The organism is Thermovirga lienii (genome assembly GCF_036847465.1).
In the GTDB taxonomy this organism is placed as follows: Bacteria; Synergistota; Synergistia; order Synergistales; family Thermovirgaceae; genus Thermovirga; species Thermovirga lienii.
The window spans coordinates 1-15,114 of the sequence record NZ_DAITZW010000013.1 but is presented as its reverse complement, the minus strand read 5'-3'; the positions used below and the strand labels follow the sequence as shown (position 1 = coordinate 15,114).

Below are 15,114 nucleotides of genomic sequence, written 5' to 3'. Positions count from 1 at the left end.
CTATGGGCACGATTTTTTATTGTACCCCCAGATTTATGAATTTGCTACATTTTTTCCGGGATCACCACTTATTTAAGTGGACCTTGCCGTCCAATATCCCCTCGTGTGGGTCCTTTTTTTCTGCCGGATATCCTATTGCAGCTATTCCCAAGACCTTTATATGAGACGGTACGCTTAGGATCTCCTTCACTGCAAATTCCACTTGGGGATTGTGCTGTACTCCCAGCCACACAGAACCCAATCCCAAAGCTTGGGACGCCAAGAGAATGTTTTCCATGGCAGCAGAGCAATCCTCTTCCCAATAGAGGGACGCGAGGTCACTCTGCGTCGGATCTCCGCACACCACTATCGCCAATGGGCAAGCTTTGAGCATCTTGCCGAAGGGATGAGCCTCTCCCAAGGAGCGGAGCACTTTCTTGTCCTCCACTATAATAAAATGAGCCGGCCTGCTGTTGCCAGCACTTGGAGCAGCAAAGGCACATTCCACTATCAGTTTAACCTTTTCTCTCTCCACTTGTTTTTCTTGAAATCGTCTTATACTTCTTCTGGCAAGTATGTTTTGTATCGTTTCGTTCATAGTACTCAAACCTCCACATAAACCTTTCGTCTGGTTTATTATAAACCATACAAACAGACACAAGCGTGGTGCTATAATATCCAGGTAAACAACTAAACAAATTACTAGAAGGAGGTAATAACATGCAAAACAAGATAGGTATTCTTGTAGAAAATGATTTTCACGATATAGAGTTTTGGTACCCTTACTACCGACTCCAAGAGGCAGGCTTTGAACCCCTGATTGTTGCTCCGGTTGCTCCCATGCTCTACCGAGGAAAGTACGGAACCACCATTGAGGCAACATACGATCCCCAACGCCTGAAGGGCAAGATGCTCAGGGGCATAATAATCCCCGGCGGATGGGCGCCCGACAAGCTTAGGTTATCCAAGGAGATCCTTGAGCTCGTCAACCAAGTTTACGACAGCGGAGGGGTTGTAGCTGGAATATGCCATGCAGGAAGCGTTCTAGCGTCGGCAAAAATAGTCCAAGGCAGGAAGGTCACCAGCTATCCGAGCATAAAAGATGACCTGGAGAACGCAGGAGCTCAGTGGGTGGACGAGGTCGTTGTAAACTCTCAAAATATAATAACAAGCCGTAAACCTTCGGATCTGCCCTACTTCATGCAAGAAGTGATAAAAGCGCTCTCAAGCTGAGAACCAAAGGCCAAGGCAGAAGCCAGGCTTTCTATGTTTCTTATTACCTCTTTCTGAAGGGGCAAGGGGTTCCCCCTTAGGGCTGCTTCCTCGAAGAGTGATATATAGGGAACAACCCCTTGGGGCTTCAAGCCCCTTTCCTCCAAGGCTTTTGCCATGAAAGTCAAATTACTGTCCTTTACCTTATTTAAAACCCAATATATCTTTTTGTTCAGCCTCTCAGCGAATTCCTTCATTTTGACGGCTAGTTCTAGAGACTCCCACGTCCCGTCGATAACCATCAAAAAGGCATCACACACATCGTACAGCGACCTGCCAATGTGCTCCATGGAGGAGCCTGTATCTATCAAATACGTCCAGCTTCCTGCATAAAGCATTGAGATGAACTGTTTGGCAAGATCAGTCATGACGCAAGAGCAGCCTTCTCCCATCTCCTTTATCTTTCCTATGGAGACAAGATATAAATTATCCCTGCAGCTTGTACAACTGCAGGGCAAATCTTTTACGTGCAGCTTTTGGGGAAAGTTAGTCTCGTCAAAGCACACAGAGGAGCAGTTTTTGACTATCGCTGGCCTGCCACCGAGCTCCTCAGCCAAAGTCCGTCCGGGATGAGGCAGATCAACCATCCTATAAAGACAGGTATTGCTTTCATCTGCATCAATCACACATACGGACCGTCCACTTACAACCAAATAACGAGCAAGCAGAGCAGTAACGGTGCTCTTGCCGCTACCTCCCTTGCCACATACTATGACCTTTCCCAACCGAAGCACCTCACACAGAAAGGAAAATGCCGGGTAGAACTCTAGCCCCGAAGGATAATAGCACACGAAGAGTAAAAACAAAAGCCCCTCATGCCTTTGTCTTGCTGAAGTGATATAATACTAGAGAGATTGAAATCAATTGCATAAACTGTGTCATTCGAACGATAAGGAGGGTTGAGCAATGAAGTCAAATCACCCAAGAACAAAATACATGATACCTGTTTTGCTGTTGTTAGTAGCGCTCCTTGCCGCTCCTCTTCCCGCTTTTGGGGCGATGGGAGAAATAGAGAGCCTCCGTTTCTCGGACATGTCAAGTGACCTTATTTCCCTTGACGGGACCAAATCTCCAGACGGAACCCCGGAGGCTCACTTCGTGGTATCTATCAAGGGGATAGGTGCCCTGTCCAATGTAGAGATAAGAGCGCTAGGTACAGGCCAAACGTGGGGAAGATCAAGCAACAAAATGCTTATTCAGGACTCAAAGGGAGAGATTCTGATGGAGCCGGGAGGGAGCGTGCCCCTTCTGCCCTTTTTGGGCTTTTTAACCCTGCACATTTACATTGCAGATAACGGAGAAGCCTTCTCTGTAAGCCAACAATACGAAGTGACCGTGACGTTTCTTGATGGAAGCACTGCCAAAGGCAGGGTAGCCGTTGAGGAACAAGGCACATCTCCCCCAGGAGAGACCTTCCCAATGGAAGTGGTAAACCTTGGCATAGGCAATCAGGACCTAACACGGCGGAGCGAAGTAATCCAACCTGACGGTTTCAGGGATGCTCATTTCAGAGTGCGGTTCAATGCAATATCCGTCGTAACAGAAATCGTGGTCAGAAATTTGGACGGAACATCGTCCGCATGGGATACCGTTCCTGGGAACGGCATCTGGGGCATATGTGTGGTAAAGGATGGAGACATAAAAAACAGGAGCGATGGCAGCGTCCTTTTCACCGTCGAAGGCGATACAACCTTGGATCTTTGGTTTTCCGACAATGGATCGGTCAACGGAGGCGATACCAGCTATGAAGTAATTGTAAAGTTAAACGACGGGACCACCCTAAGAGGTTCAACCCCACCCTACTCTCAGCCTTCGTCAACTCCAGGCAGCGAAACCATAGTTTCTGCCTGGCTTTACACTCCTTCAGAGGTGGATATAACCAATAAAGGGGAGACCCTGGGAGGGGATGGAGAACCTGATTGGCTTATCAAAGCCGAGCTAAAAGGGAAAAATAGGATCATAAGCTTCATAGTGAGGGGAGACGACGAAACCTCTGAGTGGGACACCCTTCCGCAAAACGGAAAGTGGTTGATAGGCGTAACAGACAGTCAAGGGAACATAATCAACAACGAGAGAGGCGCTGTATCCATTCCTTTCGACGGAACGCTCAAAGTCAATCTATGGATATCCGATAATGGTTCCCTTAGCCAAGGGAACACCTCCTACAAGCTAATAGCCGTTGCGGAGGACGGAAGGATCTACGAGCGAAAGATTATCAGGACAATTACACTGGAAGAGCCTTTGCCGCCCAAAATTACGGCGACCAAGGAAGCAAAGGCTCGTTTCCTCGGCAAAGGACCTAAAAATTATTTACGAAAAGGAGAGGTCTCATCACTGCTTGAACCCCCAGATGCCAACGTGGACGCTCACGTGGAACTTGCACTATCCAACGTAAACGGAACAATAAAGAGCATCACCATACAGAAAATGGGCGGAGGGGGGCTAAAATGGGACACCATACCTGGCAACGGCAACTGGAACATAGTCGTGACCAAGACTGCCTCAGGAGGGATTTTATCTAACGCAGATGGTTCCATAAGTTTGACCGTTTCGGGAAACACTACATTACATCTCTGGCTGGCGGACGACGGAGTCTTTGGTTCCAAGCCAGACCTGTTCGAAGTCATAATAACCATGGCCGACGGGAGAAAGATCAGAACACCTATCCACTAATTGCTACCGTGGCGGGGAAGGCCTCTTCTCCGCCACTTATCCTCCAAAATGATTGCAACTACTGCTCCCATTATCAAAGTTCCTCCTAGCACAGCTCCAAGGGTGGGCTTTTCTCCCAACAAAAGATAAGCAAAACATCCTGCAAAAACGATCTCCGTCATGGACGTAAGAGAAGCCACCACGCTGGGGATGTACCTAAGGGCCATGCTGATCAAGGCATAGGAAAGGACCGTTGGGAACAAGGCCAAATGGGCAACAGCAAGCAATCCCTTCGGCGGAACACTTCCAAGATCAGGAATCTCCCCACGCACTGCCATGATAGCTGCCATGATCACAGTACCCCAGATGAACATCTGCACGAAGGTCTTAAGTGGGGCTTTCTGTCCCGTGCCATATCGGGTGTTCACCATGTAGAGAGAGTATCCCACACCTGACGCCACAGCAAAAAACGCTCCTGAAAGCTTGAAATCTCCGCTAAAAGGGCTCCCGACGGCCAGCCACACACCCAAAAAACCCACGATTATTACCACGACCCTGAAAGCAGTTATTTTTTCCTTTCCCAGGAACGCAGCTATCATTATCGTCCAGAAAGGATTCGTATAAAAGAGAAGAACCGTCAAGCTAACGGGAATCGTCACAAAAGCGATGTTGGAAAAATAAAGTACGAAAACTACGCCGAAAAGGCCCGTCAGGGCAAACGTGAAAAATTCTTTAACACTTATCTTGAGAGCATGAGGGGCCTTGAAAGCTGAATATAGGACTCCAGCTAGAGCGGTTACACCTGCTCTAACGAAAGACACTCCTGCTGGAGTGACGCCGTTTTCCAGCGCCACGCGCTCAGCAGGGCCGAGGGTCCCGAAAAAGACCGTCGCCGTCAGCATCATCAATATGCCCTTAAGGAAATTCATTTCACACCTTTCGCCCACGGCATAGCACCTTTACCTTTTCTTCGCAAGAGATGTAGACCCTATGAGGCAGACCTCCCAAGAAGCCGGTCTCCACTACACCTGGAATGGTTATCAATTTTTCATTGATTGTCGCCATATTCACAGGCAGCCTTTCGAAGTATACATCTACCATAAAATTGCCCCTTTCGGTCACCAACGGGCCGTTCAAAAGGGGGTCCCTCCTCAAAACTGGTTCACCAACCATCTCATATATCCTCTTCAACGTGGCCATGAAACCAAAGGGGATTATCTCCACTGCAAGAGGTCCCTTATAGTAAGCCAAGTTCTCTACAGGGCCCTCCGTAGCGATCACCACAACCTCGTTTGCAGAGCTCGCCGCCACCTTTCCGTCAACAAAATCTCCACTGTTTTTTAGCGCCATAAGCTCCACATCCACCATATCTACCTGCTCCACAAAGATATCTAGCCCCCTGTCGTCAAGGTCGGTAGATGGTACTCCACATTCCTTAGCCCAAAGCTCCATTTTTTTTGAGCAGGGTACAGTCCAGATGTCCACGAGCTCCCCACCCACGAGCCGGCGTCCCATCTCTTTGACCAAACATTCTACAGCCGGTCCCGTTCCAATACCCACAAACATTCCACTTTTTATCTCCTTTATTACTTCCTCTACGACATAAAACTTTACCATCACAGAGTGTCCCCCAGTTAAACAGCTCTATTCTTCGAACTTTTTTGATAATATATTAAAATACGGTATAATGAAACTGTCATTCCTAGGAACCTTCAAAACATGCTGGATTCTGCTAAAGACTTTACCTCGCACCAAGTCCTCTTAGTATATTCTATCCCAATTAGGAGGTAATGGTTCTTGACGGATAGGAAAAGCAAAGACCGCTTCATAATAGTTTCAAATCGCCTACCCATAAAAATGGAAAAAGAAGGAACATCTTGGAAGGTTAGCTCTTCAGCAGGCGGGCTGGTGTCGGCCTTGAGCCCCATACTGAAAGACCGAGGCGGCATATGGATAGGCTGGACCGGCGCTACGGAGCCTGTGGGGCTTAGAACCTGTCGAGAAATACTGGACAAAATGTCCAAGGAGATAGGGTACCGCATATTCCCCGTCATTCTCAATCAAGAAGAAGTATCCCTGTATTACTATGGACTTTCTAATGAAATAATATGGCCCCTTTTCCACGACCTGCCCGGTTTGGCTAACTTCGAACCTCACTACTGGAAGGCCTACAGGAACGTGAACGGAAAGTTTGCCCGAGTGGTGGCAAGGCACAGCAAGAAAGACGACCTAGTTTGGGTACATGACTACCAGCTGATACCCTTAGCTCGGAAGCTAAAGGAGCTAGGCGTCGAAAGAAAATGCGTCTTTTTCCTGCACATACCCTTTCCTTCGCCCGACATCTTCATGAAACTCCCCTGGCGGTATGAACTCCTTGCAGATTTAATGGAATACGAGCTCGTGGCCTTTCAGACCGCTCAGGACCGGAAAAACTTTTTGAGTTGTTTAAACAGCTTTTCCAAAAAATTCAAGACCTATGGAAGAGGACCAGTCGTCGAAGTAACGGACGGAAACAGAACCTTTAAGGCCGCTTACATTCCTATAAGCATCGATTTCAAAGGCTTTACGACCATGGCCGGTGCTGAGAAAGTTCACTCCATACTCAAACAATATAAAAGCAGACTGCACAGAAAAACGGTAATCTTAGGCGTAGACCGCCTGGACTACACCAAGGGCATCCCTTTGCGCCTCAGGGCCTTTCAGATGGCCCTAGAAAAGTATCCTGAACTTCATGAAAACGTAACCCTAGTACAGATAGTCGTTCCAAGCAGGGAGGAGGTTCCTGCCTACTCCGAGCTGAAGGATAAGATTGAAAAGTTGGTGAGCAGCATAAATGGAACATTCACCACTCCAGGGTGGGTTCCCGTCCACTACATGTACCATTCCGTGCCAAAGGACGAGCTTATAGCTCTTTACAGGCTCGCTGATATAGCCTTGGTCACCCCCCTCAGAGACGGAATGAACTTGGTAGCCAAAGAATACTGTGCATGCAAGCTGGACAACGACGGAGTCCTGATACTAAGCGAGTTTGCCGGAGCCGCTGCCCAAATGTACCGCCACGCCCTGATCGTCAACCCCTACGACATAGAGGGAGTTGCAGAAGCCATACTGAAAGGCGTTTCTATGCCCCAAAGGGAGAAAAAAGCACGAATGAGAAGCTTGCGCAAAAACATAAGAGAGCAGGACGTTTTCTGGTGGGTAAACAACTTCCTGCGCGTAGCAGCAGGCAAGGCTTTAGTGGACTTCCCCGAGAAGGAGCTAGCTCCCATTCTCTATGGGATAAAATCCAAAAGAGATGAGGCTTTCTAGCAGCCTCTCTCTATTTTCAATATAACTTCCCTGTTCCTAGGACCGTCGAACTCACAGAAGAATATTCCTTGCCACCTTCCCAATAGTGGCTTACCTTCCTCTACTATCAGCCTTTCGGATATCCCCACGAGTGAAGACTTTATGTGAGCGGCTGAGTTCCCCTCCATGTGTCTGTAGTCGTCATCAAAGGGCACTATTTTATCTATCTCCTTCATGAAGTCCCTGGAAACATCGGGATCTGCGGCCTCGTTTATGGTTACAGCTGCCGTGGTATGGGGCACGAATATGGTGCAAAAACCGCTATCTATGCCGCTTCGTTCGATCTCTTTCTTTACTTGCGCTGTTATATCTATCATTTGGGTTCTCTGAGTGGACTTGATGTTCAGCCTAATCAACACAAAAATCCCTCCCTCTATAATACGATCCCCAATCGAAGCCTCACAGGGGTACAATAAATGTATCTCAAATGGGCAAATAAATTCAAACACGAGGAGAAAATATGAGCATAACCTTGGTTTTCCATGGAGATTTACTGTATTTTCTAAGAAATGCCCCCGAAAGTACAGAAAGAAGAGTTGCCAAAGTCTTTGAGAGGATTGCATCGGTCAAGGACCTTATTGAATCCCAAGGTGTCCCCCATACAGAAGTAGGGAGAATAGAACTTGGGGGAGAGGGAAAAATTTTTGGCTACATCCCCAACCATGGAGAAACAATTCATGTTTATCCCCTGACGCCCCCAGTGAACGCAACGAAACCGTCCTTGCTCAGACCAAACCCTGTGGCGGAAGTATCTTTCGTGGCCGACGTAAACGTCGGTAGGCTAGCAAAACTCCTTAGGCTCTTAGGTTTTGACACCCTCTATGATCCAAGCTGGCAAGACAAGGAGTTGGCGAATCTAGCCAGCAAGTACAACAAAATCCTTTTGACCAAGGACAGAGAACTTCTGATGCGAAAGTCAATAAACTGGGGGAAATTGATAAGATCAATCTCCCCCTGGGATCAACTTGCCGAAGTAATTCTCTTTTATGGGCTTTCGGATCAAATAAAGCTTTTCACCAGGTGTACCAACTGCAACCAAGTTCTTGAGCCTGTTTCCAAAGAGGAGGTTCTGGATCGGCTAGAGCCCCTAACTCGTCTGATGTACAATCAATTCACTCAGTGTCCTGCATGCGGCAAGGTCTTTTGGAGAGGCTCTCACCACAAACACATAGAGGAAAAACTGCGCAGGATAGCGGGTTGCTCATGACCCAAGATCACGCCCTTGAACAGGCCCACCTCTCTAGAGCTTCGGCTATCCTGGTAGCGGCCTCCGCCAGGGTTTCTGTTTCCCTCACCAATGCTATACGAACGTATCCTCGTCCTTTTTCCCCAAAGGCTCTGCCGGGAGTCACGACTACACCGGCCTCTTTTATACAAAACTCAACGAACGCCATATCATCGTCACATTCCGGCACCTTTGCCCATATGAACATGCTTCCCATAGGAGGTGTAACCTTCCAACCCTTTTGAGCAGCAGCCTCTATGAAAGCATCTCGTCTTTCTTGATACATCTGTCTTGTAACCGCAATGATCCCGTCTCGCTCCGGATGAGTCAAAGCCCTTATGGCTGCCTTCTGCACGGGCATGAAAAGGCCATAGTCTATATTGCCTTTGAGTCGACCGAGAGCCTTTATGAACCTTTCATTCCCCACCACAAATCCTATTCGCATGCCCGCCATGTTGAAGGTCTTGGAAAAGGAATTGACCTCAACCGCTACATCCATAGCCCCCTCCACCTCCAAGACACTTGGGGGCCTGAAACCGTCAAAGGCTAGCTCGCAATAGGCGTTGTCGTATATTAGCCATATATCATGCTTCTTGCAGAACTTAACGGCCTCCTCCAAGGTCTCCAGTGTGGCCCCTACGCCAAGGGGATTATTGGGGTAGTTCAGGACCATGAAACGGGCCCTTTGCGCCACATCCTCTGGCACCAAAGAAAAGTCAGGCATAAAGCCCCGTTTCTCTTCCAGGGGCAGGTGCCATGAGCAGCCATCTACCATGTTGGGCATGTAATGATAGATGGGATAACCCGGATCTGGAAGGATACATAGATCACCTCGCTCCATGGCCACAAGAGGGAAATGGGCAAAACCTTCTTGGGAACCCCAAAGAGGCAATACCTGGTTTTTAGGTTCAAGAGAAACCCCAAACCTATCCTTGTACCACCCTGCAATAGCCTCAGGAAGTTGGGGATCAATAAATGGGTATTCGTAAGATTTATCCTCCGTGGCAGTCTCCAAAAGCTCCCGCAGTATAGGGTCCGCCGGGCGCCTGTTGGGACTTCCCACGCCCAGGTTTATTATTTCTTTACCGTCTTTCCTGGCCTGGGTCATCCAATCCTGCAAAAGGCAAAATACCCCTTCCTCGCCTGCGTTTACTCGATTCGCAATATACGGCATTGGTCAACCTCCCCTATTTAAAATCAGCCATATCGCACTTTGATACTTTATCAAAATATGCACCTGTTTAAAAGGCTATCCTGCGCCAGCTATAGCTTCTGGAACAAAGGAATATCTATCCCTTGACGAAAAACACCAAAAATAAAGACCTGACCCAAAAAAGGGATTGACAAGATAGCAAGAAGAGTGGTATAAACCCTCCAACGACATAAAACATACAACATTTGGAGGAAGGTATAATGCATACTCCGGAAGTAAACATAAATATAAGCAGCGCTTGCAGCTTCTTTTTCTTTTTTACCGGCGCGGGTCCCGTTCGCAGGACCGGTGCCAGTTAGGCGCTGGACACAGGCGAACTGAGGGCCCCCACAGAAAGGTGGGGGCCTTTTTTTATACTTGCAAATGACCTTGAGGAGGAGATAAATATGAAAGAAGGCAGAAAGACCAAGGAACTCAAAGAGCTGATAAGGAGAGTATGGGAAAGGGTCCCCCACTACAGGGCAAAAATGGAGGACGTGGGCGTAACCCCAGAAGACATATCCTCCCTGGATGACCTTAGGAAATTGCCGTTCACGACGAAAGAGGACCTGAGAGACACTTATCCTATGGGCCTTATTGCGTGCGATAGAAAGAAGATCGTGAGATTTCATGCATCCTCTGGGACCACCGGGAAACCTACGGTAGTAGCATACACCCGAAAGGACATAAAAACCTGGACCAGCGCCATGGCATCATGTCTTTCCAGGGCGGGCGTCAGAAGTGAAGACGTAGTACAAGTAGCTTACGGATACGGGCTTTTCACTGGCGGGTTGGGGCTGCATTATGGGGCAGAAGAGCTTGGCTGCGCTGTAATACCAGCTTCGGGGGGATTTTCAGAAAGGCAGCTCATGCTCATGGAAGACCTGGGAACCACGGTTTTGGCGTGCACCCCTTCCTATGCCCTGAAACTTTCCGAGATGTTAAGTCAGAAAAAACGGAACCTAAAGCTTCGCCTCGGTATATTCGGTGCGGAGCCATGGTCTGAAACGATGAGGCACACCCTCGAGGAGGGCCTTGGAATTACTGCCCTTGACGTGTATGGGCTTTCGGAAATAATGGGCCCCGGCGTCGCCATGGAATGTCCTGCAAAAGAGGGTCTTCACCTGGCCCAGGACTTTTTCATCGCGGAGATAATAGACCCCGACACCGGAAGACCTGTTGAGGAAGGAAAAGAAGGAGAGCTGGTTATAACCACCCTGACAAAAGAGGCCCTGCCTATAATACGCTACAGGACAAGAGATATAACAAGGATCCTCCCTGGAAAGTGCAGCTGTGGCGACTCAGGAGCCAGAATAGCCCGAATAAGAGGCAGATCAGACCAAATGTTGATAATAAGGGGAGTGAACGTCTTCCCGACACAAGTGGAAACGGCCCTGGGCAGGACACCGGGACTTTCCTGCCATTACTACCTTGAAGTAGTTGGCAAGGAAGGACATAAGGACCTTCACGTCTACTCTGAGATGTTAGAACACCTTTCCCCTGAGGCTGAAGAAAGACTTAAAGCCAAGGCCTTGTCCAACCTTCACAATATATTGGGCATAAGAGTGGAGCTTCACCTTCTTCCCCCTGGAACCATAGAAAGAAGCGAGGGGAAGTCACAACGGATAAGAAGCGCCATCTGAGGGGGACTCATTCTGCGGGAGAGGAACCCCTCTCCCCCTTTTTTTCCAAAGAGCTTCTCCTCGGCTTACGCTCAAGAGACATCAACGCCACCCCTGAAAGCACTATGGCACCACCTACAACTGCTGAAGTTTCAGGCACTTCAGATAAAATAAAGAAGGCCCACATCATGGAGAAGGGAACTTCGCTCATGGTTGCTATGGAAGCAGCATTGCCAGATATGAACCTCAAGGACAGAATGAAAAGGCCATAAGGAATGAGTGTACAAAACACCGCAAGATAAAAGAGCACCAGCCAAGCCCTCAGAGGAAGACCAAGCAAAACTCCCAAATTGCCAGAACAAATGGCCAAGACCGTCATTATGGCCGTGGCCACAAAGAAGGTCCTGGCATACATGCCCAATCTATCGTTCCTACCTGGTCCAAAGTGCCCGTTCAAGACATAGGTAGCATACCCCATGGCCGCCAACAAAGCAGCTGCCACTCCCACAAGGTCCAACGTGCCTTGAGCTTGGGCCCCACCTAAGGCCTTCCAAATACCAAGCAAAGCCATGACGAAAGCGACAACCTGAACCACCGTGACCTTATGGCGCCAAAAAAGCCAGCTTCCCAACATCACCCAACAAGGAGCACTGTAATATATGACCATGGAAAGCCCTATAGATATCCTCATGAAGGCCACGTTGAGCCCTAAACTGCTCAAGAGCATACCAGAAGAACCGAGGATGAAAAGAGGACTTTTCCAATCCCATGACTTTGTGTTTCCTTTTTTGACGAAAAACAACAGCGCCAAAGAGCATACGGCATACCTTACGAAGTTGACCGTTATGACGTCCAATCCCCACTGACCAGCTATCCGGAAAAAGGGCCCTGTGGTCCCCCAAAGGGCAGAGGCAAAAACAGCAAGCAGAAGCCCTAAGATATACAACATTTCACCCCCCCTGGCCTCTTCATTGTACACCATCACTGGTTTTACGCCAGAGGGGAGAAAAACTAAACTGCTATAAGTTTGCAATTCTGTACGTCATGATTATGGCCTCCATAAGGCTCTTCGAAAGAACTTCCAGCGTCTCGGCCTGTTCTTTTCGAGCACTCAAACAGAAAAAGACCTTATCATCGAAGACTAAATACCTTCCACCGAATCCATCCTCCACCACTGGACCATAGCATACCAATTCCAAGCCGTCGGGACTGCTTGTGCTTGTAGCGATAGTTGAGTGATTCAAGATCTTCCACGACCTGGATTCAAACAAAGACGGAGGACTCTTTAGTGTCACCCCGAACATGCCGCCGTGGTCATAAATGCTTTTTAATCCGAAAAGGTGCCTTTCCACTCCTTTTGCAGACTTGCACAGGGCGATACGCATCTTGTGCTTCTTTTGAGCCCTTATGTAGGCTTCCCATTTTTTATTGGGCGAGGAGAGCTTATCCAGCATGGTCCTCACAAACTCCTTGGATTCGAATGTAACGGCCCTTAGGGCCTCCGTCCTGCCGTGGTGGTAGTGGCGCATCATTATGGTCTCATAGGAGTTGACGAACTTGCCCATTGCTTTGTACTGAGCCAACTGTAAGGTCATCTGGCAAAAGGCATCGGGAGTTATTCCTTTGAGGCGCAGGGAAGTCCTCCCTATATCCTCTTGCTCCACTACTCGAAAAAAGCTCTTTGCCTTGGCTGATTCAAGCCATTTTTCGGCCTCGGCCAGCTTTCCCTCCAACTCCTCGTCTCCAAGTAACACACCTTTCTCCCAAGGCAAACAATCTTCCGCACCGAAGTAACCAACCTGTTCCTTCTTGACGTTGGAGACCAAATAGGAACAGAGCCTTACCACAACAGATCCATCAAGATAGGTGTGTTCCATGGTCAAACCCACCTGACCATCCTCGAATACGATAATATCCAAGGATTTGTCACACCACCTGTTTCTACCTGAGCCCACAAGTCCCTTGATGGTGAAATCCTCCAACGTTCGTGGTGAAGCATCATCAAAGGACAAAACAAACAGGGAAGACTTTAGCTTATTTAACGTATGTCGGTTCAGATCTTCCTTTTCAAGGATCTCCCATATAGAAGCCCACTCTTCTCTGGGAAGGGCAGTGAAAACCCCCGCCCCAATTATGCCCTCCCTATGGTTTATGTTTTTCAGGATATGCATTAAGCCGCTGGCAAGTCTTTCCACGGGAAAAACTTCGCCATTTTCGTCCAATATATCCACAAAGGCCATACACCCTTCGCGTATGACCGTTACATGTCTAGATACAGCGCTTCCTTCTCCATCGCAGATACTAACTATCTCATCAATGGACTTTCGGGGTATCCTGGTGGTGCCGAAAAGCTTCTTGTACTGAGACATGCACAACCTTTGGCCATGGTCCCATTCAGGCTCCAGCTCATCTTGCATTACGAGGTTGTAAAATCTTCCTGCCCAGTGACATAAGCTAGCCGCTCGCCATATTTTTTCTTTCTCGTTCGAAGTTGGAGGCAGGGCTAGCTTATAGAACACGTTGTTGCTGTAAAGAGGGAGGGAACGTCTCTCAGAAAGGTACGCCTCTATCCAGAAGGGTTCGAGCCAATTGGCCACGTCTTCCCTTTGCGAAAAATCCTCCAATTTACGCTGAAGGAATATCCCTGCTCCGTTTTCCGACAGAAGCTCCTCCACACATTCTTCTGCTTCCTTCAGAACGCTCGAATCCACAAAAGGTGCAATCCACGACAAGTACCTCCTTGCCGTCTCTTCCAGAGGCGGTACCGGCAACTTTGGTATATTTTGCATCTTCTCTGCACCCTCCTATGTAGATTTATACAAGGTCTATGTATTCATCTGGAGTAACAGAGGCTTCTATAGTTTCATCAGGATGGACATAAACACAGGCCGAGGACGAGAAAATTATACAACACCGGAGACCAGATTTTTTCACGTAGTCCATAACTTCGACTATGACCGAGGCGTAACCCTCGTAGGTTATGTTCTCCCCTTCGTATGGGCGGGAGCACGCCACAAAGAAACCGTTCTCCACCGGATCGGGAGTGCTTGACATGAAATCTACGAACTTCACCAGCCTCAATAGAGGCCTTTTACCTTCTATGATTACGTAAGGGTACTTCATCCTACTTACGAGCTCGAAATCTCCCTTTGCAGAGTTTCTGGCTACCACGTAGGACCTTCCCCCTGTGGTCATCCTGCTTGCCATCAAGCTCACCTCCCTAAGTAGGTCGAGCAAAGTACAACCAAAACCCCTCCTTCAAAAAACGTTCCTGTTGCCATTTATTACTTTACCCAAATAGCGTACTTCCTGTCGGGTTTTCTGTCAATATCCCATACAATACAAGCACTAAAGGATTGCAAGATCTTTATACTTTTGATAGTATTCTGCGGACGCTATAACAGCAAATGTTTTAAAAAGTGTACCTTTCTATCTGTCTTTAAACTCTAAATTGGCGGTGGACTTTAATTGATTTTAGAGGCATTCAAACTAGTTAGAGAAACAGCCACGGTCTTCCTGGAATCATGTACCTCCGACTACATCAACGACCGCATATTATGCGTGGATGGCGGCTGGTTAGCTAGATAAAGGGCGGATGACGATCAACAATGAGAGACATGAACCAAAAAAGTTTATTATTTGACAAAATATTTGAGACCTCCACGGACGCCATAATAGTCTTTGATGAGGATCTACGGATAATAAAGACATCTCAAAGCATTCATAAAATCCTAGGCTACACAGAAGAAGAAATGTTGGGTAACAACGTAAAAAGCTTAATCTACGTCAAGGATACTGCCATTTTAGAAAAAGAGGCCAAAAAA

The 15,114-nt window shown here is 48.0% G+C and carries 15 protein-coding genes; 6 read left to right on the top strand and 9 right to left on the bottom strand.

Annotated features, from left to right (window positions below):
* Positions 1-61 precede the first annotated feature (61 nt).
* Positions 62-577, bottom strand: coding sequence for a nitroreductase family protein (locus V7Z69_RS05180; RefSeq protein WP_014162547.1), 516 nt, complete (start codon positions 575-577; stop codon positions 62-64).
* 122 nt (positions 578-699) lie between these two features.
* On the opposite strand from V7Z69_RS05180, the gene V7Z69_RS05175 reads away from it, so the two are divergent.
* Positions 700-1,212 carry a type 1 glutamine amidotransferase domain-containing protein gene (locus V7Z69_RS05175; protein ID WP_014162546.1) on the top strand — a complete coding sequence of 171 codons (513 nt, stop codon included), beginning with the start codon at positions 700-702 and terminating at the stop codon, positions 1,210-1,212.
* Here V7Z69_RS05175 and V7Z69_RS05170 read toward each other — a convergent pair.
* A complete protein-coding gene (locus V7Z69_RS05170; protein WP_052299861.1) occupies positions 1,173-1,976 on the bottom strand; it encodes an ATP-binding protein in 804 nt (267 codons plus the stop codon). The two genes, V7Z69_RS05175 and V7Z69_RS05170, sit on opposite strands and share 40 nt — an antisense overlap.
* Positions 1,977-2,157: 181 nt before the next feature.
* Here V7Z69_RS05170 and V7Z69_RS05165 point away from each other — a divergent pair, with 181 nt between their 5' ends.
* Positions 2,158-3,924 carry a hypothetical protein gene (locus V7Z69_RS05165; protein ID WP_014162544.1) on the top strand — a complete coding sequence of 589 codons (1,767 nt, stop codon included), beginning with the start codon at positions 2,158-2,160 and terminating at the stop codon, positions 3,922-3,924.
* Here V7Z69_RS05165 and V7Z69_RS05160 read toward each other — a convergent pair.
* Positions 3,921-4,832: a DMT family transporter gene (locus V7Z69_RS05160; RefSeq protein ID WP_014162543.1), complete on the bottom strand. Its 912-nt coding sequence runs from the start codon at positions 4,830-4,832 to the stop codon at positions 3,921-3,923. The two genes, V7Z69_RS05165 and V7Z69_RS05160, sit on opposite strands and share 4 nt — an antisense overlap.
* Before the next feature lies 1 nt (position 4,833).
* Positions 4,834-5,520 (bottom strand): ribose-5-phosphate isomerase A, encoded by a 687-nt coding sequence (locus tag V7Z69_RS05155; RefSeq protein ID WP_014162542.1) that lies wholly within the window; start codon positions 5,518-5,520, stop codon positions 4,834-4,836.
* Between the two features lie 180 nt (positions 5,521-5,700).
* Here V7Z69_RS05155 and V7Z69_RS05150 point away from each other — a divergent pair, with 180 nt between their 5' ends.
* On the top strand, positions 5,701-7,212 hold the full coding sequence (locus V7Z69_RS05150) for an alpha,alpha-trehalose-phosphate synthase (UDP-forming) (RefSeq protein ID WP_334138937.1): 1,512 nt from the start codon (positions 5,701-5,703) through the stop codon (positions 7,210-7,212).
* Here the strand turns inward: V7Z69_RS05150 and V7Z69_RS05145 are convergent.
* Positions 7,209-7,610 (bottom strand): secondary thiamine-phosphate synthase enzyme YjbQ, encoded by a 402-nt coding sequence (locus V7Z69_RS05145; RefSeq protein ID WP_014162540.1) that lies wholly within the window; start codon positions 7,608-7,610, stop codon positions 7,209-7,211. The genes V7Z69_RS05150 and V7Z69_RS05145 overlap by 4 nt on opposite strands.
* 101 nt (positions 7,611-7,711) lie before the next feature.
* Here V7Z69_RS05145 and V7Z69_RS05140 point away from each other — a divergent pair, with 101 nt between their 5' ends.
* Positions 7,712-8,458 (top strand): Mut7-C RNAse domain-containing protein, encoded by a 747-nt coding sequence (locus V7Z69_RS05140; RefSeq protein WP_014162539.1) that lies wholly within the window; start codon positions 7,712-7,714, stop codon positions 8,456-8,458.
* A gap of 7 nt (positions 8,459-8,465) precedes the next feature.
* Here the strand turns inward: V7Z69_RS05140 and V7Z69_RS05135 are convergent, their stop codons facing one another.
* Entirely contained in the window at positions 8,466-9,650 is a 1,185-nt protein-coding gene (locus V7Z69_RS05135; protein WP_014162538.1) for an aminotransferase class I/II-fold pyridoxal phosphate-dependent enzyme, read from the bottom strand.
* Positions 9,651-10,075: 425 nt separating this feature from the next.
* Here V7Z69_RS05135 and V7Z69_RS05130 point away from each other — a divergent pair, with 425 nt between their 5' ends.
* Positions 10,076-11,311 carry a phenylacetate--CoA ligase family protein gene (locus V7Z69_RS05130; RefSeq protein ID WP_014162537.1) on the top strand — a complete coding sequence of 412 codons (1,236 nt, stop codon included), beginning with the start codon at positions 10,076-10,078 and terminating at the stop codon, positions 11,309-11,311.
* Between the two features lie 7 nt (positions 11,312-11,318).
* Here the strand turns inward: V7Z69_RS05130 and V7Z69_RS05125 are convergent, their stop codons facing one another.
* The 3 genes from V7Z69_RS05125 to V7Z69_RS05115 form a co-directional block, all read right to left on the bottom strand.
* Positions 11,319-12,239 carry a DMT family transporter gene (locus V7Z69_RS05125; protein WP_334138933.1) on the bottom strand — a complete coding sequence of 307 codons (921 nt, stop codon included), beginning with the start codon at positions 12,237-12,239 and terminating at the stop codon, positions 11,319-11,321.
* A 70-nt stretch (positions 12,240-12,309) separates the two neighbouring features.
* Entirely contained in the window at positions 12,310-14,079 is a 1,770-nt protein-coding gene (locus V7Z69_RS05120) for a choline/carnitine O-acyltransferase (protein WP_334138931.1), read from the bottom strand.
* 25 nt (positions 14,080-14,104) lie between these two features.
* Complete coding sequence (locus V7Z69_RS05115) at positions 14,105-14,497, bottom strand: hypothetical protein (RefSeq protein WP_014162534.1); 393 nt, start codon at positions 14,495-14,497, stop codon at positions 14,105-14,107.
* A 401-nt stretch (positions 14,498-14,898) separates the two neighbouring features.
* Here V7Z69_RS05115 and V7Z69_RS05110 point away from each other — a divergent pair.
* A partial coding sequence (locus tag V7Z69_RS05110) for a PAS domain-containing protein (protein WP_334138929.1) occupies positions 14,899-15,114 on the top strand: 216 nt, incomplete at its 3' end.

Coding starts and splice junctions, on each gene's coding strand:
- V7Z69_RS05180 (WP_014162547.1), bottom strand. CDS start 577: ATGAACGAAACGATACAAAACATACTTGCCAGAAGAAGTATAAGACGA.
- V7Z69_RS05175 (WP_014162546.1), top strand. CDS start 700: ATGCAAAACAAGATAGGTATTCTTGTAGAAAATGATTTTCACGATATA.
- V7Z69_RS05165 (WP_014162544.1), top strand. CDS start 2,158: ATGAAGTCAAATCACCCAAGAACAAAATACATGATACCTGTTTTGCTG.
- V7Z69_RS05160 (WP_014162543.1), bottom strand. CDS start 4,832: ATGAATTTCCTTAAGGGCATATTGATGATGCTGACGGCGACGGTCTTT.
- V7Z69_RS05155 (WP_014162542.1), bottom strand. CDS start 5,520: ATGGTAAAGTTTTATGTCGTAGAGGAAGTAATAAAGGAGATAAAAAGT.
- V7Z69_RS05140 (WP_014162539.1), top strand. CDS start 7,712: ATGAGCATAACCTTGGTTTTCCATGGAGATTTACTGTATTTTCTAAGA.
- V7Z69_RS05135 (WP_014162538.1), bottom strand. CDS start 9,650: ATGCCGTATATTGCGAATCGAGTAAACGCAGGCGAGGAAGGGGTATTT.
- V7Z69_RS05130 (WP_014162537.1), top strand. CDS start 10,076: ATGAAAGAAGGCAGAAAGACCAAGGAACTCAAAGAGCTGATAAGGAGA.
- V7Z69_RS05125 (WP_334138933.1), bottom strand. CDS start 12,239: ATGTTGTATATCTTAGGGCTTCTGCTTGCTGTTTTTGCCTCTGCCCTT.
- V7Z69_RS05120 (WP_334138931.1), bottom strand. CDS start 14,079: ATGCAAAATATACCAAAGTTGCCGGTACCGCCTCTGGAAGAGACGGCA.
- V7Z69_RS05115 (WP_014162534.1), bottom strand. CDS start 14,497: ATGGCAAGCAGGATGACCACAGGGGGAAGGTCCTACGTGGTAGCCAGA.